Origin of the sequence: Phocaeicola fibrisolvens (assembly GCF_025567125.1) — a bacterium.
GTDB classification, from domain to species: domain Bacteria; phylum Bacteroidota; class Bacteroidia; order Bacteroidales; family Bacteroidaceae; genus Phocaeicola; species Phocaeicola fibrisolvens.
The window spans coordinates 1-19,989 of sequence record NZ_JAOQJI010000057.1; the positions used below are offsets into that span (position 1 = coordinate 1).

A 19,989-nucleotide genomic window follows, 5' to 3' on the forward strand; every position below is an offset into this window, starting at 1 on the left:
TGAAAAATCTGACATGGCAAAATCCTGAGCAACTTTTTGTTGCTCAGGTACTTAAAAAGTTATATTTGTAATAGTGTTGCGGAATTAAGGATATAGATCCCATAAAATGATCAAGGAAGGTCTTTGCCACATCAGATGCTCTGCTGCCGTTATTGTAATGATAATAAACCAACTTGACATGCTTTGCAAAGAAAGCCCATAAGTACTTTCTCCTGTAAGCCTTACCTTCCGGTGTTTCAACTCCAACGAGTTCGGTAGTCTCATCAACCATAAGGTATTTTGCCTGTTGTACAAACTTCTTGAAGACATCTTCCATAAACTCCCTAAGCCTGGAGATTCCGTTGTGGATATAGCTGTTCAGCGTGGTATTGCTTATATGGATGCCTTCTCTTGCAAGCAGTCTTATCTGTCTGTTCTCAGGCATGCTGAAGTCATATTTCAGACAAAGCAGACGGGCAAGCAGTTCAGGAGAGAAGATTCCTCCAAGGTTTTTCAAGGGATGCTCCATCGTGTTAGTGAAAGTGCCGTCTGCAAGCTTTACCCTTGCCACCTTGTACACATGTTCCACGTTATGGGCACGCACATGTTCTATAAACCTGTATTCCCACACATCAGCCATTCCGTTGCGGTTCATAAGCCTTGCACCATCCGGGAGTTGGTAATAGTCTTCTATTTCATGTACCACTACCTTGTCCACCTTCAGCCTGGTCTTTTCCGCACGTGGTGCGGTTTCCTTTCTTCTTGAAGGCTTGCTGTTCTGTGCTGTTGCGTTATCGGAAGAGGTATTGCCACCAGCTTCGTTACCATTGGCCTTATTATCATCATCACCTTTCTTGTCAGAACCGTCATATTCGGACTTCTCCATTGCAGACTTGTCAATGTTACGGTTGTTCAACAGCCTTCTTTGCTCAGATGTACGGCCGAAACGGTGTTTCCTGCTGTCTTCAAGCTGAAGTCTGAGATTGGATATCTCGTTTGCAAGCATCATGTTCACCTCGTCTTTTGCTTCAAGCTGCTTCCTCATAAGTTCCATTTCTTTCCTGTAATGTTCAACCGTGGTTGATTGCTTTTCGAGGGATTCTTTGAGGTCATTGATTGTATCAATCAGAGTTTTTGAGTTCTCCTTGTTGGATTTTTCAATAGACTCAAGCCTCGCAATCAGTTCTTTATTCTGTTTGCGAAGCCCTGCTTTTTCCTCATTCGCCAGACCCAGCTGGCAGCAAAGTAACTCGTATGCTCTTTCATCAATCATGATATAAAGGTACGAAAAATCAGGCAGTTACGCAAACTTTTTATCGATTATTTTTGTATTATTCCATTGTAAATCAACGCCTTATTATTCATTCTTTAGGAGTTACATACATTCTGTCGACTACGATACTTTCCGTCAGGTAAGCCATGTCAGACCACTGTATCCGGTAGCATTTTGACACCTCGTCAAACACAGGTTTCTTGAACTTTCCCATGACAGGACGTTTCTCGTAAAGCACATAAAAACCGCGTTCGTAATGAAGTATCTTGACGACCTTCCGGTTACGGGACATGAACATATATACATTGGACGCATCACTAGGGTCAAGTGACATCTCTTGCCTTATACTTTCACACAAACGGAAGATGCCTTTCCGTAAATCCACATTACCGTTGAACAGGTAATAGTTCAGGTTAGCACTCAGTCCAAGCATATCATCCTATCATTTTATTAAGCAACAGACTCAGATCAAGAACGCTGGTGTTTCTCAGAAACAGTGTCGCTCCAGACGCCAGTTGTAACTTAACCCATTTTATTGGTGGTTCGCCTTCAGGCTGTTTCACCTCCATCTTTACAGTCGGACTGTTGCAAGGCTTGCCGGTTATCTGGACTTTAGCAACCTTGGGCTGATCAACCAGAACTGTCTTGCCTAACTTCTCGCTCCAAAGCTGATGACGTTGCCAGTTCATGAACTTGTCGTAGTTTACTCCATAATCCGCACAGAACTCGCGAAGATCCTTGGTCTCGCTGCATAACTGGTAGAGGTCATATACCTCCTGATAGTTTACTTTTTCTTTCGCCATAATCATTGTTGTTATTTGGTTATGGCGCAAAGGTAGGTTTGTGAATAATGTGCGTCAAGGCGGAAAATAGAATGCTTACGATGGAGCATACACACCTGAAGATAAAATCCTACAAAGCCCATTTACCCCGGTAAATGAGAAAATGGGCTTTCATCACTTTTGTAACCTGTCTAACAGGAGCGTTCGTACCACCTCATAGCCTTCCTGCGGATTGAACTCTTCATCCGGCCGAAGCAACTGCATGGTATCACCCAAGAACTCATCATCCTGCATTTTGTCTTCCATATTGATAATAAATTCTTTGTAAGTAGGAATGTGGTCAACCACAAATTCCATATACTTCTGATAGCAAGCCAGCACGTTGTCTATGTTGATGTCTGATGTGGTCAAGGCCTTGTACAAATCATACAAATCACGTCCTTTTCTCCGTTGGTACAAGGCACGCAGTTTTGTACCTACCAGTTCATCCAACTGGTAAGTCAGGACATCGCATTTTCCGTTATACCATTTGTTGACCACTGAAAATGGCATACGTTGCATAGGCAGTACACTGAAATGTTCCTTGCAGTTGATTTCCACTTTCAGATGAATCGGGACCACTGGTATGGATTCTGATTCCAGCCTGAAAATCAAAGTGTTGTTGTGCTTTTTCTGCTTCACTTTCGGCTCCCCGAGAAAAGCGAGTGTATCTCTTATATGGTCATAGGTCTCTTTGATCGGTTCTGCATTAATCTGTACCAAGTCAATATCTTCACTGTACCTGGGTTGGGGCGAGAGAAACAACTTGTGTAATGCGGTCCCTCCGCGAAAAGCCAGATGGGAAGCAAGATATTCATCCTTGTATATCTCAGTCAAGGCTCTGCATATCAGCAGATCCTGTTCGACCTGTTCGGACTCTGTCCATGGAACATGTTCGCTCCATTCTCTGATTGCAAATTCCGGTATCATTCGTCTATTTCTATTTCCTGGTTAATGATTACTTTCCATTTCTTGTCAACCTCACAACCCTCTGTCGGTTTGTTTATCTTAAACGGTATCTTTCTAAATCTCAGTCCTGCAACCTCCATTTTGGAATATAAGGTTTCCGCCAAATCCGCTCTTTCCAATACATGTTCCAGAATATAACCCAGACGTTGAAAGACCGGTATGGCCGATGTCTTGAAAAAGGAATCATCGAGGCTGTCCAGATTCATTGTCTCAGCCAATTCATTCAACACGGTGCAGACGCGATTCAGACCACCTACACTTTTTTCGTTTTCCACCAGGTCAACAGCTGTCAGTTCAGGACAAGAAACATTGATGTAACCTGTCTGCGTCTTGTGCTTCCTTACAAATTCCATACTTATTTCCTTCTTGGAAAAGAACAATATGGATGTTCCGCTCTTTGAAGTATTCCTCATGCTCGGTTGTTCCACCATGAGGGAAAATGTCTGTACTCTTTGATGTGACGCGCCATAAAATGAAGCCGCATTCAAAAGAGCAACATAATATCTTTTCCCAAGATAGGACATCAGCTGATCCATATAGAAAACAGGCGGAATTACGCCTTTTAACGAATATTCCACAGGCATAATGACATAAAAATTACGCCAGGGAGAAACAATCTTCGCTTTGGCGGCCAAACGGTACAATGCGGTTTTGATATATACCTTACCCGCTGAAGGGAATTGCTTTTCTATATCCTCTTTAGTGAAGGTGTAATATCCCCTTACTTCCCGGCTTTCAATCCAATCTGACAAAGTTTCTATATGCTTCTTCATAACTTAGTTGCAATGACATTGCAAAAGTAGTCATTTTTTGACTACTTACGCAGATTTATTGCATTTTTTGTGTTGAAAGGGAATTTTTCTCCATATTTCTATAAAATGGCATCATAAGCCACGCTTCACTTGATAAGTCCCTTCAGAGAAGTTAACTCGGAGGGCGAATACCTCCACGTTCAAGCCTCCGGTTTTCGGGACACAAAATTCCCTGCGGTAATTTTCCGCCCAAAAAAACGCTCCGGTATTGCCGTCCGAGTTAGGGAAAGGACCGGGACTTAGCAAGCGAAGCGACCTACGACGCATAGATACAGGTCAAAATAAAAAAGAATCCGACGGGAGAACCATGCTCCCGTATGCCATCCCAATGGATTACGCCATCCGGTTATTCCCGTAAACAGAATTCCGCTTCCTGTCACAAAAGGACACATCAAGGGGGACAAAAGCAGCTCGCTCCCAACTCTGCATAATTACAGTTTTTCCTTTTCTTCCGTGCGGCTGCGTGTACCGCCATACCCTTGTCTGTCCGGCCTGTTCCACCCTTTCCTTTGCCGTCTTTCGTTTTTTCTCCTTTTCCTGCCATTTTACCCCGTTTTTTCACTCCGTTTTCTCCGGCCTGCGGTGTAATGTGATGACACATGGTGTAATATATATCCTAACACATTGCAAATCAATTATTTATCAATTTTTCTCCTATATATTTGCGGTGACAACATGAGTTATCAACACTAAAAATCAAAAATTATGGCAAAGAAAAATGCAAGGGAAGAACCCCCGAAACCGCAGGTCTCCGAAAACGAGCAGATGAGTGACATCGTGTTCATCCTCGACAAGATGGAACTGATTCTGGAAGCGGTGTCGCAAATCGGACAGGACGGAAAATTCAACACGGTAGCCGCCGACAGGCAGAACCGGAACTCCTTCCTGAAGATTGACCGCTATGCAGACGCCTTCGAGAACTTCATTAAGAACTTCTGGAGCCAGCTGAAAGACCCGACACGTTTCGGAATCCTCTCCGTCAAGGAAGACAGGCTGGACGACCCTGCCGTACAGCAGGCCATCGAGGACATCGCCGCAGGAAAAAAGACAAAAGCCGTGGAGGAATTTCTCAAGCAGTACGAGATTGTTCCGCGCAACAAGGAAAACCAAAGTATCAACCAAAAAAATCAAGAAGAAATGGCAAAGAAAAATGAAACCCAGCAGCAGGCTGCCGCAGCTGACAGCCAGCCGCAGACCCAGTCCCCACAGTACCGTTACAACGAGTCCATGATCAACTGGGAACAGCTCAAGAATTTTGGAATCTCCCGTGAATACCTCCAGGAACGCGGACTGCTCGAACAGATGCTCAAGGGATACAAGACCAACCAGGTAGTACCCATCAGCATGAACTTCGGCTCGGCCGTACTGAGAACGGACGCACGTCTGTCATTCCAGCAGTCCATGGCAGGCGAAGTGGTGCTCGGCATCCACGGTATCCGGCAGAAACCCGACCTTGACCGACCGTATTTCGGACATATCTTCTCCGACGAGGACAAGAAGAACCTGCTCGAAACGGGCAACATGGGACGTGTCGTGGAACTGAAAGGACGCAACGGGGAATATATCCCTTCCTTCATCAGCATCGACAAGCTGACCAACGAGGTGGTCGCCATGAAAGCGGAGAATGCCTTCATCCCGAGGGAAATCAAGGGCGTGGAACTGACAGAGCAGGAGCAGAATGACCTGCGTGAAGGCAAGAAGGTCTATGTCGAGGGCATGATCGCCAAGTCCGGCAACGAGTTCAACGCCTTCATTCAGGTAAATGCCGAACGCAGGGGTGTCGAGTTCATTTTCGAGAACGACAAGCTCTTCAACCGCCAGACACTCGGGGGCGTGGAACTGACACAGAAACAGATTGAAGACCTGAACGCCGGGAAAGCCATCTTCGTGGAGGGCATGCAGCGCAAGGACGGCGAGGTGTTCTCCTCCTACGTGAAGCTGGACGAGGCGACAGGCCGTCCGTCATACACCCGCTACAACCCGGACTCCCCGGAGGGCGCACGTGAAATCTATATCCCCAACGAAATCAACGGGGTGAAGATTACGGCGGAGGAACAGCAGCAGCTCCGTGACGGCAAGGTGATTTTCCTCAACGACATGGTGAATCGCAAGGGAGAGGAATTCTCCTCCTTCATCAAGGCCGATTTGGAAACGGGACGCCTGAGCTACTCCCGTACGCCGGACGGTTTCGAGCAGCGCGAGGATTTCAAGATTCCAACCAAGGTATGGGACGTGGAACTGACCAGACAGCAGCGTGCGGACCTGCAGAGCGGAAAGGCCGTGCTGGTGGAAGGCATAAAGGGATATGACGGGAAGACCATCTCGCAGTACGTCAAGGCGAACTTCAACCAGGGGCGTCTGGACTTCTACAACGAGAATCCTGACCGCAAGCGTGACGCCTCGCAGCGAAACGTGGTGGCCAACAGCCAGCGACAGGAACAGGGAAACCGCAAGTCAAAAGGTGCGAGCATTGCCTGATGGCAGGTTACTGAAAAATGAATGTTGAATCAAAAAAAGAAAGAAATATGAAAAAGGAAAACGGAAACGACATGCCTTTCAAGGCTGATGAAGTGAACTGGGACGAACTCTCCGGTATCGGTATCATGAAGGACGAGCTGGAACTCTCCGGCGAAATGGACACCCTCCTCAGGGGAGAGAAAACGAAAGTGATGTCCCTGAGCCTCGTGCTCCTCGGCGTGGACGTGGTGATGGACGCCACCCTGCAGCTGGTCCGCAAGGGCGAGGCACCGCTGCTGGAAATCCAGGGAGTGACACCGCTGGGCAGATAGCCTGAGAGCAATTATCAAGTAAACCGATGTCTTACCGCCGTTTCCTGTCTTCCGCACGGAAAACGGGAAACGGCTTAATTTTTATCCTAACAATATGATAGCAATCATCGCAGAAAAGCCGAGTGTAGGCATGGACATAGCCCGTGTAGTCGGGGCTGATACAAGAAATGACGGCTACTGTTCCGGCAACGGATATATGGTAACATGGGCACTGGGACACCTCGTGTCGCTGGCCATGCCGGACACTTACGGTTACACGAAAACAGCGGCGGAGGACCTGCCGATGCTGCCGGACCCGTTCCGCCTGGTCTCCCGACAGGTGCGCACGGACAGGGGAATGGTCACGGACATCGCCGCCTCGAAACAGCTGAAAGTCATAGAAAGCGTGTTCAACCGCTGTGACAGCATCATCGTGGCTACCGATGCCGGTCGCGAAGGGGAACTTATCTTCCGCTGGATATATGCCCTCCTGGACTGCAAGAAACCGTTCCGCCGCCTGTGGATCTCCTCGCTGACCGACGAGGCCATACGGAAAGGTCTGGAGGAACTGAAGGACGGCTCGGAATACGACAGCCTGTACGCCGCAGCGGACAGCCGCGCCAAGGCGGACTGGCTGGTGGGCATGAACGCCAGCCGGGCCCTGGCCATCGTCTCCGGCTCGTCCAACAACTCAATCGGCCGTGTGCAGACGCCGACGCTCGCCATGATATGCAGCCGCTACAAGGAGAACCGCAGTTTCGTATCCACACCATACTGGCAGCTGCATGTCACCCTCAATGGAGGCACGTCACACCGCCGCTTCTTCCATCCCGCGACCTTTGACGACAGGCAGAAGGCGGAAGCCGCCTACCGCAGTCTCTCTCCCGATTCTTCGGCGACGGTCACGAAGGTGGAGCGCAGGAAAACCCTGCAACAGCCGCCGTTGCTCTACGACCTGACGGCACTCCAGAAGGACTGCAACGTGCACCTCGACCTGCCCGCGGCAAAGACGCTGGACATCGCCCAGTCGCTCTACGAGAAGAAGCTCATTTCCTACCCGAGAACGGGAAGCCGCTACATCCCGCACGACGTGATGGCCTGTGTGCCCGGTCTGCTGGAAAGGATTATGGCCATGCCCGGATTCGCCACAAGTGCCGGAATCCTTGACTTTGCGCGTCTCAACACCCGCAGCGTGGACGACAGGAAAGTGACGGACCACCATGCCCTCATCACGACCGGCATCGCACCCGAAGGGCTTTCCGAGGCGGAGGAGGCCGTCTATACGCTGATAGCCGGACGTATGCTGGAGGCGTTCTCGCCCTACTGCGAGAAGGAAATGCTGCTCATGGAGTGCCGTCTGGAGGGGATGGACTTCCGCTCGAAGGGTTCTACCGTGGTCAGCCCGGGATGGCGCGGCATCTTTGGCCGGAAAGAGGACCGGGAGGATGACGAGCCGGAAACCGACGAGGGTACGGCCGTATTTGCCGAAGGGGACACGGTTCCGGTTTCAGGATTCGGACTGGCCCAGAAGAAGACCGTGCCCAGACCGCTCTATACCGAAGCCACGCTGCTGGCGGCCATGGAGACCTGCGGCAGGGAGATAGCCGACGAACAGGCACGCGAGGCCGTGAAGGAGCTGGGCATCGGCACGCCCGCCACAAGAGCCGCCATCATCACCACACTGTTCAAACGTGACTATATCGCCCGCTCCGGCAAGAGCATCGTCCCCACGGAAAAGGGACTCCATATCTACGATGCGGTGAAGGACATGCTCGTGGCGGATGTTTCCCTGACAGGAAGCTGGGAGAAAACCCTGCTCCAGATAGAGCGGCACACGCTCGGACCGGACACGTTCATGGCATCCATCACGGACTACACCCGCAAGGCTACCCGTGAAATCCTGAACCTCAGCCTTCCGGCAGCAGCCGCCCGCACATTCACCTGTCCCAAATGCAAGACCGGACACATCATCGTCAGGGAGAAGAGTGCCCGCTGTGACAATAAAGGGTGCGGACTGACCGTGTACCGCAGATTCCTGAACAAGGAACTGACGGACCAGCATCTGGAACAGCTTTTCTCTTCCGGTTCCACACGGCTCATCAAGGGATTCAAGGGAAAGAAGGGTGTGGCCTTCGACGCTTCGGTCACCTTTGACGCCGGGTTCACCCTGACACTCTCGTTCCCCAAAAACGGGAACGGCAGGAAAAGGAAATGATGAAGCCATCCCGATTCGCGGGGCAAAGGTCGCAGCCCGCCCGTTTCCACCGGCAAGGTCGGGCCTGACGGTTTCTGGGAAAAATCATCCTCGCCCGAGGCTCCGGTATTTTTCCCGAAAACCTTGCCTGTGGAGGCGGACTGCAAGAAAGCCCCTGAAACCGGGAATGGCATTCCCGCCAAACAAATGAAGATTATGAAAGCAAAAGAACGTATCAGAAAGATAGCGGACAGCAGATGGGCAAGGACACTCGCGCTGGCCGTAACAGCAGCCATCATATTCAGCTGGCTCTATTCCCACGGCATATCGCCTGTATGGACCGCCGTGGCCATCATCTGTTTCAGGGGACTCTTCAGGTTCCTCTACCGTGTAGCCTGTTTTCTCGTGGCACTGGCCATCATTCTGTGCATACTGAGTTTTCTGGTCTTCTGAAATCTGACGATATGGAACATGCACGGAATTTATCATTGCAGCATAAGGGAGCTGTCCGGGAGCGGGCGGCTCTTTTTGTATCCGTCACAACCGGAAATGACACGGGAAGAAAAGGAAATGGACTAAAACACAGACATTGGCAAACCGAGAACTACAGGGCAAAGTTGGCAAACGCTTCTTGTCGGACGGCAAGGTCAGGCCGCAAGCGGTTTCGGAAAAAATCATCCTCGCTGCGCTCCGGTATTTTTCCCGAAAACCCTGCCTTTCCGGAAGCATTTGCCGTTGGGCCCTTGTAGTTCAACGGGCTGCCAAAGCCCTGGTATTCACAGTTAAAAATTAAAGAATATGCAACAAGCGATCATCACAAGACAGTCACCAGCCCCGATAGGGATGCCCGTGACAAGAAGACCGAAAGTACACGTCCCGCAACCGGCAATCAAGCTGCCACCGAGAGGGACCACCGGTCCGGTTCACATCTCAAAGCTGCTGAACCCCGTTCTGGAAATATGCAGGCATCCTGACAGGGACAGGCTGCTGGCAGAATTTTTCAGCGAATATTGAAATTTATCGTCTAATCATTTAATATCTGAAACTATGTTTTTTACAGCAATCCACCAGATGATGACGGAAAGCGTGGACCTCACGATCGTCATCCGCAAGACAAACGGACAACTGACCGTTTCCACATTGCCCAAATCGAACGGACTCAAGGACGAGGCCCAGAACCACATCGTGCCGCTGACAGTTACGGGAACGCCGCAGGAACTTGACACCGGATTCCTGCAGGCAGTCACAAGACCGATACAGAAAGCCTGCGGGCTGATCTCCAACATGGCACAGTTCGAGGCTCAGGCGGACAAAGCCGCCGCAAGCAGCAAGGCCGCCAAGGATGCCAAATCCAAGGAAACGAAGGAGGAGCGCGAGAAACGGGAAAAGTACGAGAAACTGATGAAGAAGGCGGAAGAACTGACTGCCGCCAGAAACCACCGGGAAGCCGTCAGCGTGTTTACACAGGCGAAAGCACACGCGAATGCCGCCCAGCTGAAGGAAATCGAGGAGAAGATAAAGGCGGCCGACACGGAAATGAACCGGGGAAGCCTCTTCGACCTGATGGAACAGGAAGCACAGCCGGAACCTTCTGTACAGCAGCAACAGCCGGCATACACACAGGCAACGGAACAGAGAAATCCGCAACCGCAACGTCCGCAACAGCCGGCACCGCAGCAGACATACACGCGGAGACCGTCACAACCGATGCCGGGACAGGCTCAGCCCGCACCGCAGAGACCACAACAGGCATACACGCAGCATCCGCAACAGCCAGGAATATGGCCGTCGCAACAACAGCCGCAGGCAAGACCGCAGATACAGCCGCACGCGCAATATGTCCAGCGGACAGGAGGACAGCAGTCTTCCCAACCTCAATATCCGCCGCAGCCTGAAATTCAGGACTGGCAGGAAGAACGGTTCATGCAGGAGGACGAACAGCAACCGTACCTCTCCGATCAGGAACACCCCGCATACAGTGAGAAGGACTACGAGGAATACATCGATTTCCCGCAGTCCATGCTGGAACCCAAGTATTCACCTTATCAGACAGTTTAAGACATGGCACTCGAAATCAAAGGAATGACACGCTCATTCAAATTCAAGAAAGGAACGGAGTATATAACCCTTCAGGACCCGGATCCGAACATCTCGCCGGACATGGTCATGAGCTACTATTCGAACATGTACCCGGAACTGACGACGGCTACCGTTCACGGACCGGTCATCAGGGAGGACATGACAGAATATGAGTTCAAGACTACTATCGGAACAAAAGGATAAAGGATATGGCAAAGGACAACAGAAAAAAGAAGAAATCATGTGTACCATTGGACGGATATCAGGCGGAACAGCTCGCGAGACTTATCATTGCGGAAACAGAAAGGAAGGTGCATTACGGCACGGAAAGAAAGAAACGGATTGCGGCACCCAGCGGTGCCGTAATTCTTTTCTGAACGCTACGTTCTTGCCGATATCCCCATCGGAACTGTTCACGGACGGTACTGACGGGAAGCCGCACAATCTTATCACGCAGGAAAACTATGAGTACCTGCGTGATTCCTTTTTCAGATATGCACTCCTCATGAAGAAGGAGGCGGTACATACACCGGGACGAACGCCCGGCGAAAGCATTGCCAGACTGCACGAAGAGATGTGTAACCTTGTAGGCAATGACATGAATGTCAACATTGAGCAGGACGAAGAAAGACTCCTGTTCCGTCTCTGGAAATGTCATGAATGGGGAGAACTCACGTTGTATTACTTCCCGACGAAGTTCATGGAAAGGCTCGGACCGGAACTGAGACGCATATCCGTCACCTTCATCCACAACCTGATGCAGGCGAACGGGATAAACACCATACTGGACGAGGATGACATGGACTATGCCCTGACACTGATGTCTGAGGATGATTCGGGTGAAACGGCATCTGACCGGAAAAAGAGGCGGCGGCTCCTGCACTCCTATGAGGAAGGCAGGATACATGCCCTGTTACGCCGGGTGGAACGCAAATCCTATTACAAGAATCTGCCGAAGGCAATCGACCGATATAAGCCGAAGGACGGGTACGAACAGTCACTGCTCTCTGTCATGAAGGAGGGGCTGGAGTTCCTTACACCTGAACACGGCATCATGGAATACGGCTACGATCCCTTCTACGAGGAAGAACCGGACTTTTTGCCCATGTATCTCAGCAAGCAGATCCGGGTCATCTATAACTGCACCGACATGATAACGGAATATCTCACCGACTATTACAACTCCTACAGCCAGGAGACATACGACATCATTCCGGTCACTACCTGTGACTTGTCTCCGGAAACGGAGGAACTGTTCCGCATGGACGACTATCCGGAACGTTTCTTCAAATGGGCGGAAAAATTCATCAACATCACAGTATAAACCAATCTGAAAGCATATGATAGACAGCAACGAACTGACCAGAAAAATCAAGACGCCGCTCAACCCCAGGGCGGCACTGATTGCCTATGCCTCGGAGAATGACAGGAACTTTTTCCTTGAAATCCGTGAAATTGACGACCGGGGAAACATGACGGAAGGAAGACCGGTAACCCTGGAATTCATGAACACGCTCGTGAAGGGATATTCGGAAAGACACAGCACCACTCCATATGGAAAGATACCCGACAACCTGTTGTATTGCGACCCGCGCAAGGGCAGCGAGAGATACGTGTGGTACAACCCTCCGCACAAGAGGATGATGTTCTTCAGCCCCGCGCTCAAAATAGAAAACGCGGAATATTACCTGCCGGGAGTGATCTATGAGGCCGGAGAACACGGAATGAGAATCTATGCCTACAAGGAAAATGTTCCCGGACCGGATACCGTGCTGTACGCCGCGCCCTTCTTCAACGTGACAGGTTCCAGCGTATGTCTGGGAAACGCCAGGATAGAGCTGCCGAAGGACCTGACCTATGAGAAGCTGCTGCAGTACTGGGAAAGGAAATTCTGGCTTACGGAATTCACCCACCTGGGAGGGAACGGGAACCCGACAAGGTCAAACCTCGTGCTGGTGACAAAGGCGGCACGGGACAGGGACTTCAACCTCGACGAACTGAAGCAACTGAACAACATGAAACTTAAAGACATACTGAAATGAAAAGAGTACATTACATCGACAACTATCTCATAAACCCGCAGCATCCGGTAACGGTAAACCTTATCGGAGCGGGAGGAACAGGCTCGCAGGTACTTACCTGCCTGGCCAGACTTGACACGGCACTGAGGGGACTCGGACACCCCGGGCTGTTTATAACCGTGTATGATTCCGACATCGTGACGGAGGCCAACATCGGGCGACAGCTCTTCAGCCCCTCGGACATCGGCCTGAACAAGGCACAGTGTCTTGTCACACGCATGAACAACTTCTTCGGCAACGACTGGAAGGCGGTACCGGACATCTATCCGGCAGCCCTGAAGGACGCTAGACGGGATAATCTGGCCAACATAACGATCACCTGCACGGACAACATAAAGTCACGTATCGACCTGTGGAACATACTGAAAGCCGTGCCGGTATCGGAATACAGAAGCCACGAGACGCCCCTGTACTGGATGGACTTTGGGAATACACAGGACACGGGACAGGTCGTCCTCGGAACCGTACCGAAAAAAATCAGGCAGCCGGAATCCAAGCTGTACGAAACGGTGGAGTCACTGAAAGTGATTACCCGCTACGTGAAATACGCGAAAGTAAAGGAGAAAGACTCGGGACCGAGCTGCTCACTGGCAGAGGCCCTGGAAAAGCAGGACCTGTTCATCAACTCCACATTGGCACAGCTCGGCTGCAACATCCTGTGGAAAATGTTCCGCAACGGCATGATCGAGCATTACGGGCTGTACCTGAACCTTTCTACCTTGAAAATGAATCCGATACCTGTCTGAACGCGGCTTTATGACCTATAACATGTTAAAACTTGTTTGAAATCAAGACAAACATATATTAACTTCATTGCAGTTAGGAACAAATGTATATATTTGTATTTTGGAATATTATACAATAGGACAACGTATTGTCTTGCCGGAACTTCCATAATTCAGGCAAACGAAAACAGGGCCATCCACATTTCCACACGGGACTATAACAGGGGGCCTTATTTTTTCCTGCATCGGAAAATACGGAGAAACAGAAATATGGACTGACTGTAAAAAAAAGAATATGGACAAGATATTGGATACCCGAACCAGAGAATTTTCTGCCGACAGCTGCCGGCAGAAGGGAGAATCATGCGGGCAAACCGTCGCCCGCCAAGGTTATAAAAGGCCGGAGTGCATTCTGTGTACGACTGGATAGCGCATCGGGGTGACATCCAAATTACTCACGTCCCGGAAGACTGCGCCCCACAACCTTTCGGGATTTTTTTATCATAAGGCGTATGAGGAAGCTAAGTGGAATTTCATTGCAGACAAAAATCATAGCTGGTTATCTGATATTGCTGGCAGTCATCGGAAGCATGATTGCCATACTGCTTCATGAGCGCAAAAAAATGCATGACATAGCAAACGGAACCGCAGAAATACGTGAGATCCGGAATGAAGTCAACGCCATACGCCGCCACATTGTCGGAATCGCATTGCTGGGGGAATCCGCCATCGGATGGGACAGCGAGGACTTCTCAGCATACCAGAACAGGCGCCTGCACATAGACAGCCTGCTGGAACGGATGAAAGACAACGGCCTGGATCTGGTAAGCCACGAACAGATAGACACATTGCGACGACTGTTGGAAGAGAAGGAAAGCCGCCTGTATCATCTTACAACGGTTTTTCAGGAGCAGAGGACATCAGACAGCCTGCTCTACAACCATCTCCCCGAGGTCATCGACAAGAGTACCCGTACACGCACGGTCACCCGCCGGAAAAACGGCATAGCAGGTTTCTTTGGCAAGAAGGAAACCGTACAGGTGCCGGCTTCCACGACAGAACTGCGGCAGCTCAACCGCCAGTTGATAACCATGCAGGAAGAGCATGACAGACATATCGGACTCTATATTGACAGTCTGCGTTTGCAAAACCTGAAACTGAACAAAAGACTGAACTCCTTCATCACCGCCCTTGACGAACAGGTCCAGGCCGCTTTCCAAAACCGGGAAACAAGGATTGCGGAGGCAAAGGCACTTTCATTCAAGCTGTTTGCGGCCACCATCATCGTTGCCATTGTCCTGCTGATCATATCCCATCTTGTCATACAGAGGGACATACGGCGCAAGGAACATGACCGCAGCAGACTGGTGGATACGCTCAAACAGAACCGGGAACTGTCCGAAATGAGAAAGCGTATCATCGTAACGCTTTCCCATGACATAAGGGGACCATTGAACGCCATCTGCGGCAGTGCGGAACTGGCCATTGACACCAGGGAAAGAAAACGCCGCAACACTTACCTTGACAACATCATCAAGTCCTCACGCCATATCACAAGGCTTGCCAACAGCCTGCTTGACCTCTCCAGACTGGACGAAGCGAAGGAATCACTGAACAGGATACCTTTCAACCTGAAAGCCTTCGTCGACGACATTAACGAGGAATACACCTGTGCGGCCAATGACAAGGGGCTGGTCTTCAAAACGGAAGCAGAAGGCACCGACATAGTGGTATACGGAGATGCGGACCGTATCCGTCAGGTGGCGGACAACCTGCTGACTAACGCTATCAAGTTCACCCGCAACGGAACAGTCTGTTTCCGGGTAAGCCACAAGGACGTGGTAATGACCATGGAGGTGGAGGACTCGGGCATCGGCATGGACAAGGAAACGATAGAACGCATATTCAGACCGTTTGAACGGGCGGCGCCAGACATTTCGCCGGAAGGCTTCGGGCTCGGCCTTCCGATAACCAAGGGACTTGTGAACCTGCTCGGCGGCAGTATTTCCGTATCGAGCCATGTCGGGGAAGGCAGTCTGTTCCACACGGAAATCCCCCTCGCCATTTCCACTGAACCGGTAAAGAACCACGTCATGCCGACCGTGAAAAGGCTCAGCCTTCCAAAGCGTATCATCCTTGTGGACGACGATCCGATACAACTGCGCATCGTCATGGAGATGCTGGAGCGCAACGGTGTATCATGCCGTACCTGCATCGGGGCGAAGGACGTGGTGGGCGAACTGCGGAAAGAACCCTACGACTTACTGCTGACAGACATCCAGATGCACGGGACCAGCGGTTTTGACTTGCTATATCTCCTGCGTCATTCCAATATCGGAAATTCACGCACCATTCCGGTTGCCGCCATGACTGCCCGCAACGACGTGGACGAAAGCCGCTATACTGAAGCCGGCTTTTCCGGCTGCATACAGAAACCGTTCTCCATGAACGAGCTGCAGGCTTTCCTTTCCTCCATAATGGAAAGGTCGGGCCAGCGGCAGGAACAGAAGGCGGATTTCAATGCCTTAGCCGCAGAGACGGGGGATATGGAATGGATGCTCAATGCTTTCATTGAGGAATCGATCGACAACAGGACGGAACTGAAAAAAGCCCTTGAAAGCATGAAAACGGACACGGAGCGGATGAAAAACACCCTGCACCGCATGTATCCCACCTGGGAACAGCTGGGAGTGGCCTGTGAACTGGAAACATACAGCAGAATCCTACATGACGATACTTCCGATGATCTGACCATCAGTACATATACAGAGACGGTCATCGGAAGAATAGACCGGCTGGTAGGCGATGCGAAGAACCTGCTTTCGGAAATCAGAAAACTTGACTTAAAGAACTATACGGATGAAACACAGAATACTCATAGTTGAAGACAATATCCTGCTGGCCGGACAACAAAAGAAATGGTTTGAGAAATCCGGCTATGAAGCAGTGACGACGATAGACGAACCCGGTGCAAGGCGGCTTCTGAAAAAGGAGCCTTTCGATCTTGTCCTTTCCGATGTCCGTCTTCCGCAGGGGGACGGCATATCGCTGCTCGAATGGATGCAGAGAGAACGGATAGACGTTCCCTTCATCATCATGACCGGATATGCCTCCGTGTCGGATGCCGTCCGTGCCATCAAGATGGGGGCAAAAGACTATCTGGCCAAGCCTGTTCAGATGGATGAACTGCAAAGTCTGATAAAGAACATCCTGCATCCTCGCTCAGTCATATACGGAAAGGACAAGGGCATCCTTCCCAGGAACAGCCGACAGATGAAAGAAGTGGAAAATCTAGCTCGTACGGTCGCTCCATTTGACATTTCCGTACTGATTCTTGGTCCGAACGGTGCCGGCAAGGAATCCGTAGCGCAACGTATCCATTATTCCAGCGAGCGCAGGGAAAAGCCGTTCCTGGCAGTAAACTGCGGGGTCATTCCCAAAGAGCTTGCGCCCTCGCTCTTTTTCGGGCATGTGAAGGGGACGTTTACGGGGGCGGACACAAACCGTGAAGGCTTCTTTGAAACGGCCCGTGGCGGGACCCTGTTCCTTGACGAAGTAGGAACATTGTCCATGGAGGTACAAAGCATGCTCCTGCGTACCTTGCAGGAAGGCAGCTATATCCCTATAGGCAGCAACCGGGAGAAACACTCCGACGTAAGGATAGTGGCGGCAACCAACGAGGACCTTCAGCTGGCCATCAGGGAGAGACGCTTCCGGGAAGACCTCTACCACCGTCTGGGGGAATTTGAAATCGTCCTGCCGGCCCTGCATGAATGCCCGGAGGACATACTTCCGCTTGCCGAACATTTCAGGGAAAAGTTTTCCAGGGAACTCAAACGGCAGACCGACGGATTCAGCCGTGAGGCAGAGCAACAGCTGCTCTCATACGGCTGGCCGGGAAATGTACGGGAATTGCAGAACAAGATCAAACGAGCCGTCCTGCTGTCCAAACAGCCGATAATCGAAACGGCTTGTTTGAACATAAGAATCGAGGATGAGAAAGAGAAAATCTTCCTTTTTCCGGAAAATGAGACACAGGAAAAACAGTCCATCATCAGGGCCTTGAAAATATGCACGGGCAACCGGAAACGGACGGCGGAGATGCTGCACATTGATCCTTCTACGTTGTACAGAAAAATGAAGAAATACGGACTGAACGACAAATAAAGGCAATATAGACCGGAGATGTTTTCCAGTCTGGAATAAAATGCCTACATTTGCATAAGTCTGGCAAAATATGGAATACATACTGCCAGCAGGAACATAAGAAAATACCGACAGGGCTGACAGCCTCGCCGGATATTATACATAAGTCGCAAGACGTCTCGGATGGGAATCTGACAAATTCAAAAATACAGAGGCTTTTGCGTGCAGCTTATGCTATGCCTAATAGCGTGAGCTCATGCAAATTTCTGTATTGGGCTTTGTCAGAGCCTCCATCCGAAATAGCGTGAGCCTCACGCTTTTCATTTGGAGTATCAAGGTATGGCAAAGTTACAGGTTCTGATAGCAATGACATTGAACGGTTTCGTCCCCGCACGGAACGATTCCCTGCTGCAATGGATACAAAACAGCGATGACGGTTTCCCTTACTGGCGGGGCCGGTCCACCCGCATGTTGTATCCGGGCTATCCGCTAGTCGACCTCATCTGTGACAAGGAACAGTCTGCACCCTCTGACATATATCTGGCTGAAATCTATGACGACAGCGGCGCAGAACTGCTGCGGGGACTGTCCCTGTACCGCCTGATAGATGAGATGGTCATTTTTCTTCTTCCGGTAATCAGTTCCGAAACGGTTCCCGTATCAAAACATATCTCCACGGACAAATGGGAACTGGTCAGGACAAAAACATTCAGAAACGGGATCTGCCGCCTTACTTATCGCAAAACATTGCAATAAAAGATTGCACGCTCTTGCATTTGCAATACTTCCATCAGTCTCGTTTTTATGGGGCTGATTTTTTATTTCTCTATTATTCAGCGACTTGCCATGTTTTTATGTGGCAATATGCTCCATTGGTCCATGTTTTGGCCTATATCATAATGAAACCTGTTGCGCAACACGGTGTAAAAAATGGAATTATTACACTAAAAACAGAATTCATTATGATACAGATAGACAGGGAGACATTCCAGATGATGCTCCACCAGATAATGGAACGGTTTGACAGGATAGATGACAGACTGAACCGCATGAACAGGCAGACGGCCGCCCTTGAGGGTGACAAGCTGCTCGACAACCAGGATATGTGCGAACTCCTTGGCGTTACGAAACGCACCCTTGCACGCTACCGCCAGAAGAAGCTCGTCACATACTACATGATTGACGGGCGTACCTACTACAAGGCTTCGGAAGTCCAGGACTTCCTGAACAGGAAGGGGAAGGTGCTGCCGGCGAGAATAAAAAAAGAACTCGGTCTTCAACCCTAATAAAATGACGGTATGGAAATTATATGTATGGAAAAACAGACCTTTGACGAATTGGTTGTCCGTCTCAGCATGATCGAGAAAAAAGTCACCGGTATATGTAGTCAGACCAAAGACGCGGCACTGAAAAAATGGATGGACAATCAGGAGGTATGCGGGATTCTCCGAATATCCAAGAGAACACTTCAGGTATATCGCGAGAAAGGACTGTTGCCTTTCACCCGGATCAAGAACAAGTTCTTCTATAAGCCGGAAGATGTACAAAGCCTGTTGGAATCAAGTTATCACCCACAAAAAAGAAAGCCATGAGTTACGATCTTATAAACAGAAAAGACCCGAGAATTGATACTATTTTCAAAGGGCTGGAAAACATGGAGCGCATGATAGACGCAATACGGACGGCTCCAAGGCCCGCATTCCACGGTGATTATTTCCTCACGGACGAGGAACTTTCAAAACTGTTGAAAGTAAGCCGGCGTACCTTGCAGGAATACCGGACCCTCGGTATGATACCTTACTATCTTGTACAGGGAAAAGCCCTTTACAAAGAGTCAGACATACAAAAAGTTCTTGACGACGCATATAAAAGATGCAGGGAAGAACAGCGATGGGTATGAAGCAAAAGTAAAAGAAACGGCCTCTTTACAAGGTCGTTTCTTTGTTGTCGGACAATTGGTATCCGAATTTCCTTCTCCGTTTCTTGACAATAACCTCTTCTTCGTACAAACCAAAAGTTCGGTCCATTCCGGCTGCTTTCAGCCGTTTCATGTCCTCGTCCACTTTCCTGTCAGTCACTTGTAGGCTCGGCTGTCGGCGCCATGCCACCTTACGGTGGTAGGTTTCCGACAGCCTGCCTCCG

The 19,989-nt window shown here is 50.1% G+C and carries 22 protein-coding genes and 2 pseudogenes; 17 read left to right on the plus strand and 7 right to left on the minus strand.

What is annotated here, in order from left to right; all coding sequences use genetic code 11:
• Positions 1-88: 88 nt before the first annotated feature.
• The 6 genes and pseudogenes from OCV81_RS15755 to OCV81_RS15780 form a co-directional block, all read right to left on the minus strand.
• Positions 89-1,252 (minus strand): annotated as a pseudogene (locus tag OCV81_RS15755) (IS66 family transposase); the annotation flags it as partial.
• Between the two features lie 88 nt (positions 1,253-1,340).
• Entirely contained in the window at positions 1,341-1,685 is a 345-nt protein-coding gene (tnpB, locus tag OCV81_RS15760; RefSeq protein WP_072530987.1) for an IS66 family insertion sequence element accessory protein TnpB, read from the minus strand.
• A gap of 1 nt (position 1,686) precedes the next feature.
• Complete coding sequence (locus OCV81_RS15765; RefSeq protein WP_191764048.1) at positions 1,687-2,055, minus strand: hypothetical protein; 369 nt, start codon at positions 2,053-2,055, stop codon at positions 1,687-1,689.
• 153 nt (positions 2,056-2,208) lie between these two features.
• Positions 2,209-3,003 (minus strand): nucleotidyl transferase AbiEii/AbiGii toxin family protein, encoded by a 795-nt coding sequence (locus OCV81_RS15770; protein WP_148330877.1) that lies wholly within the window; start codon positions 3,001-3,003, stop codon positions 2,209-2,211.
• Positions 3,000-3,815, minus strand: a complete 816-nt coding sequence (locus OCV81_RS15775) for a type IV toxin-antitoxin system AbiEi family antitoxin domain-containing protein (RefSeq protein ID WP_148330878.1) — start codon at positions 3,813-3,815, stop codon at positions 3,000-3,002. The genes OCV81_RS15770 and OCV81_RS15775 overlap by 4 nt, the downstream gene beginning before the upstream one ends.
• Positions 3,816-4,245: 430 nt before the next feature.
• Complete coding sequence (locus OCV81_RS15780) at positions 4,246-4,455, minus strand: hypothetical protein (RefSeq protein WP_262640434.1); 210 nt, start codon at positions 4,453-4,455, stop codon at positions 4,246-4,248.
• A 104-nt stretch (positions 4,456-4,559) separates the two neighbouring features.
• On the opposite strand from OCV81_RS15780, the gene OCV81_RS15785 reads away from it, so the two are divergent.
• The 17 genes from OCV81_RS15785 (at position 4,560) to OCV81_RS15865 (ending at position 19,747) form a co-directional block, all read left to right on the plus strand.
• The gene (locus OCV81_RS15785) at positions 4,560-6,332 is read left to right on the plus strand and encodes a DUF3945 domain-containing protein (protein WP_148330879.1); all 1,773 of its coding nucleotides are present in this window, start codon (positions 4,560-4,562) and stop codon (positions 6,330-6,332) included.
• 47 nt (positions 6,333-6,379) lie between these two features.
• Positions 6,380-6,643, plus strand: a complete 264-nt coding sequence (locus OCV81_RS15790) for a DUF4099 domain-containing protein (RefSeq protein WP_057252920.1) — start codon at positions 6,380-6,382, stop codon at positions 6,641-6,643.
• A gap of 94 nt (positions 6,644-6,737) precedes the next feature.
• Positions 6,738-8,837 carry a type IA DNA topoisomerase gene (locus OCV81_RS15795; protein WP_148330880.1) on the plus strand — a complete coding sequence of 700 codons (2,100 nt, stop codon included), beginning with the start codon at positions 6,738-6,740 and terminating at the stop codon, positions 8,835-8,837.
• 195 nt (positions 8,838-9,032) lie between these two features.
• The gene (locus OCV81_RS15800) at positions 9,033-9,269 is read left to right on the plus strand and encodes a hypothetical protein (RefSeq protein WP_118308790.1); all 237 of its coding nucleotides are present in this window, start codon (positions 9,033-9,035) and stop codon (positions 9,267-9,269) included.
• A 345-nt stretch (positions 9,270-9,614) separates the two neighbouring features.
• Positions 9,615-9,830 (plus strand): hypothetical protein, encoded by a 216-nt coding sequence (locus OCV81_RS15805; protein ID WP_122119906.1) that lies wholly within the window; start codon positions 9,615-9,617, stop codon positions 9,828-9,830.
• Positions 9,831-9,863: 33 nt separating this feature from the next.
• Positions 9,864-10,874 carry a PRTRC system protein E gene (locus OCV81_RS15810; RefSeq protein ID WP_118327862.1) on the plus strand — a complete coding sequence of 337 codons (1,011 nt, stop codon included), beginning with the start codon at positions 9,864-9,866 and terminating at the stop codon, positions 10,872-10,874.
• 3 nt (positions 10,875-10,877) lie between these two features.
• A complete protein-coding gene (locus OCV81_RS15815) occupies positions 10,878-11,099 on the plus strand; it encodes a PRTRC system protein C (protein WP_055300447.1) in 222 nt (73 codons plus the stop codon).
• A gap of 37 nt (positions 11,100-11,136) precedes the next feature.
• Entirely contained in the window at positions 11,137-12,219 is a 1,083-nt protein-coding gene (locus OCV81_RS15820) for a hypothetical protein (protein WP_122119907.1), read from the plus strand.
• A gap of 16 nt (positions 12,220-12,235) precedes the next feature.
• On the plus strand, positions 12,236-12,937 hold the full coding sequence (locus OCV81_RS15825) for a prokaryotic E2 ligase family D protein (protein WP_072544877.1): 702 nt from the start codon (positions 12,236-12,238) through the stop codon (positions 12,935-12,937).
• The gene (locus OCV81_RS15830; protein ID WP_057281983.1) at positions 12,934-13,722 is read left to right on the plus strand and encodes a PRTRC system ThiF family protein; all 789 of its coding nucleotides are present in this window, start codon (positions 12,934-12,936) and stop codon (positions 13,720-13,722) included. The genes OCV81_RS15825 and OCV81_RS15830 overlap by 4 nt, the downstream gene beginning before the upstream one ends.
• 274 nt (positions 13,723-13,996) lie before the next feature.
• A complete protein-coding gene (locus tag OCV81_RS15835; protein WP_259329083.1) occupies positions 13,997-14,131 on the plus strand; it encodes a hypothetical protein in 135 nt (44 codons plus the stop codon).
• An 82-nt stretch (positions 14,132-14,213) separates the two neighbouring features.
• On the plus strand, positions 14,214-16,586 hold the full coding sequence (locus OCV81_RS15840; protein WP_070101145.1) for an ATP-binding response regulator: 2,373 nt from the start codon (positions 14,214-14,216) through the stop codon (positions 16,584-16,586).
• The gene (locus OCV81_RS15845; protein WP_032944527.1) at positions 16,561-17,868 is read left to right on the plus strand and encodes a sigma-54-dependent transcriptional regulator; all 1,308 of its coding nucleotides are present in this window, start codon (positions 16,561-16,563) and stop codon (positions 17,866-17,868) included. The genes OCV81_RS15840 and OCV81_RS15845 overlap by 26 nt, the downstream gene beginning before the upstream one ends.
• Before the next feature lie 318 nt (positions 17,869-18,186).
• Positions 18,187-18,603, plus strand: a complete 417-nt coding sequence (locus OCV81_RS15850; protein WP_032949291.1) for a hypothetical protein — start codon at positions 18,187-18,189, stop codon at positions 18,601-18,603.
• Between the two features lie 206 nt (positions 18,604-18,809).
• Positions 18,810-19,133, plus strand: a complete 324-nt coding sequence (locus tag OCV81_RS15855; RefSeq protein ID WP_032944609.1) for a helix-turn-helix domain-containing protein — start codon at positions 18,810-18,812, stop codon at positions 19,131-19,133.
• Between the two features lie 12 nt (positions 19,134-19,145).
• Entirely contained in the window at positions 19,146-19,439 is a 294-nt protein-coding gene (locus OCV81_RS15860) for a helix-turn-helix domain-containing protein (protein WP_055301264.1), read from the plus strand.
• Positions 19,436-19,747 carry a helix-turn-helix domain-containing protein gene (locus tag OCV81_RS15865; protein ID WP_055301262.1) on the plus strand — a complete coding sequence of 104 codons (312 nt, stop codon included), beginning with the start codon at positions 19,436-19,438 and terminating at the stop codon, positions 19,745-19,747. The genes OCV81_RS15860 and OCV81_RS15865 overlap by 4 nt, the downstream gene beginning before the upstream one ends.
• A gap of 25 nt (positions 19,748-19,772) precedes the next feature.
• Here OCV81_RS15865 and OCV81_RS15870 read toward each other — a convergent pair.
• A pseudogene (locus tag OCV81_RS15870) lies at positions 19,773-19,989 on the minus strand (hypothetical protein); the annotation flags it as partial.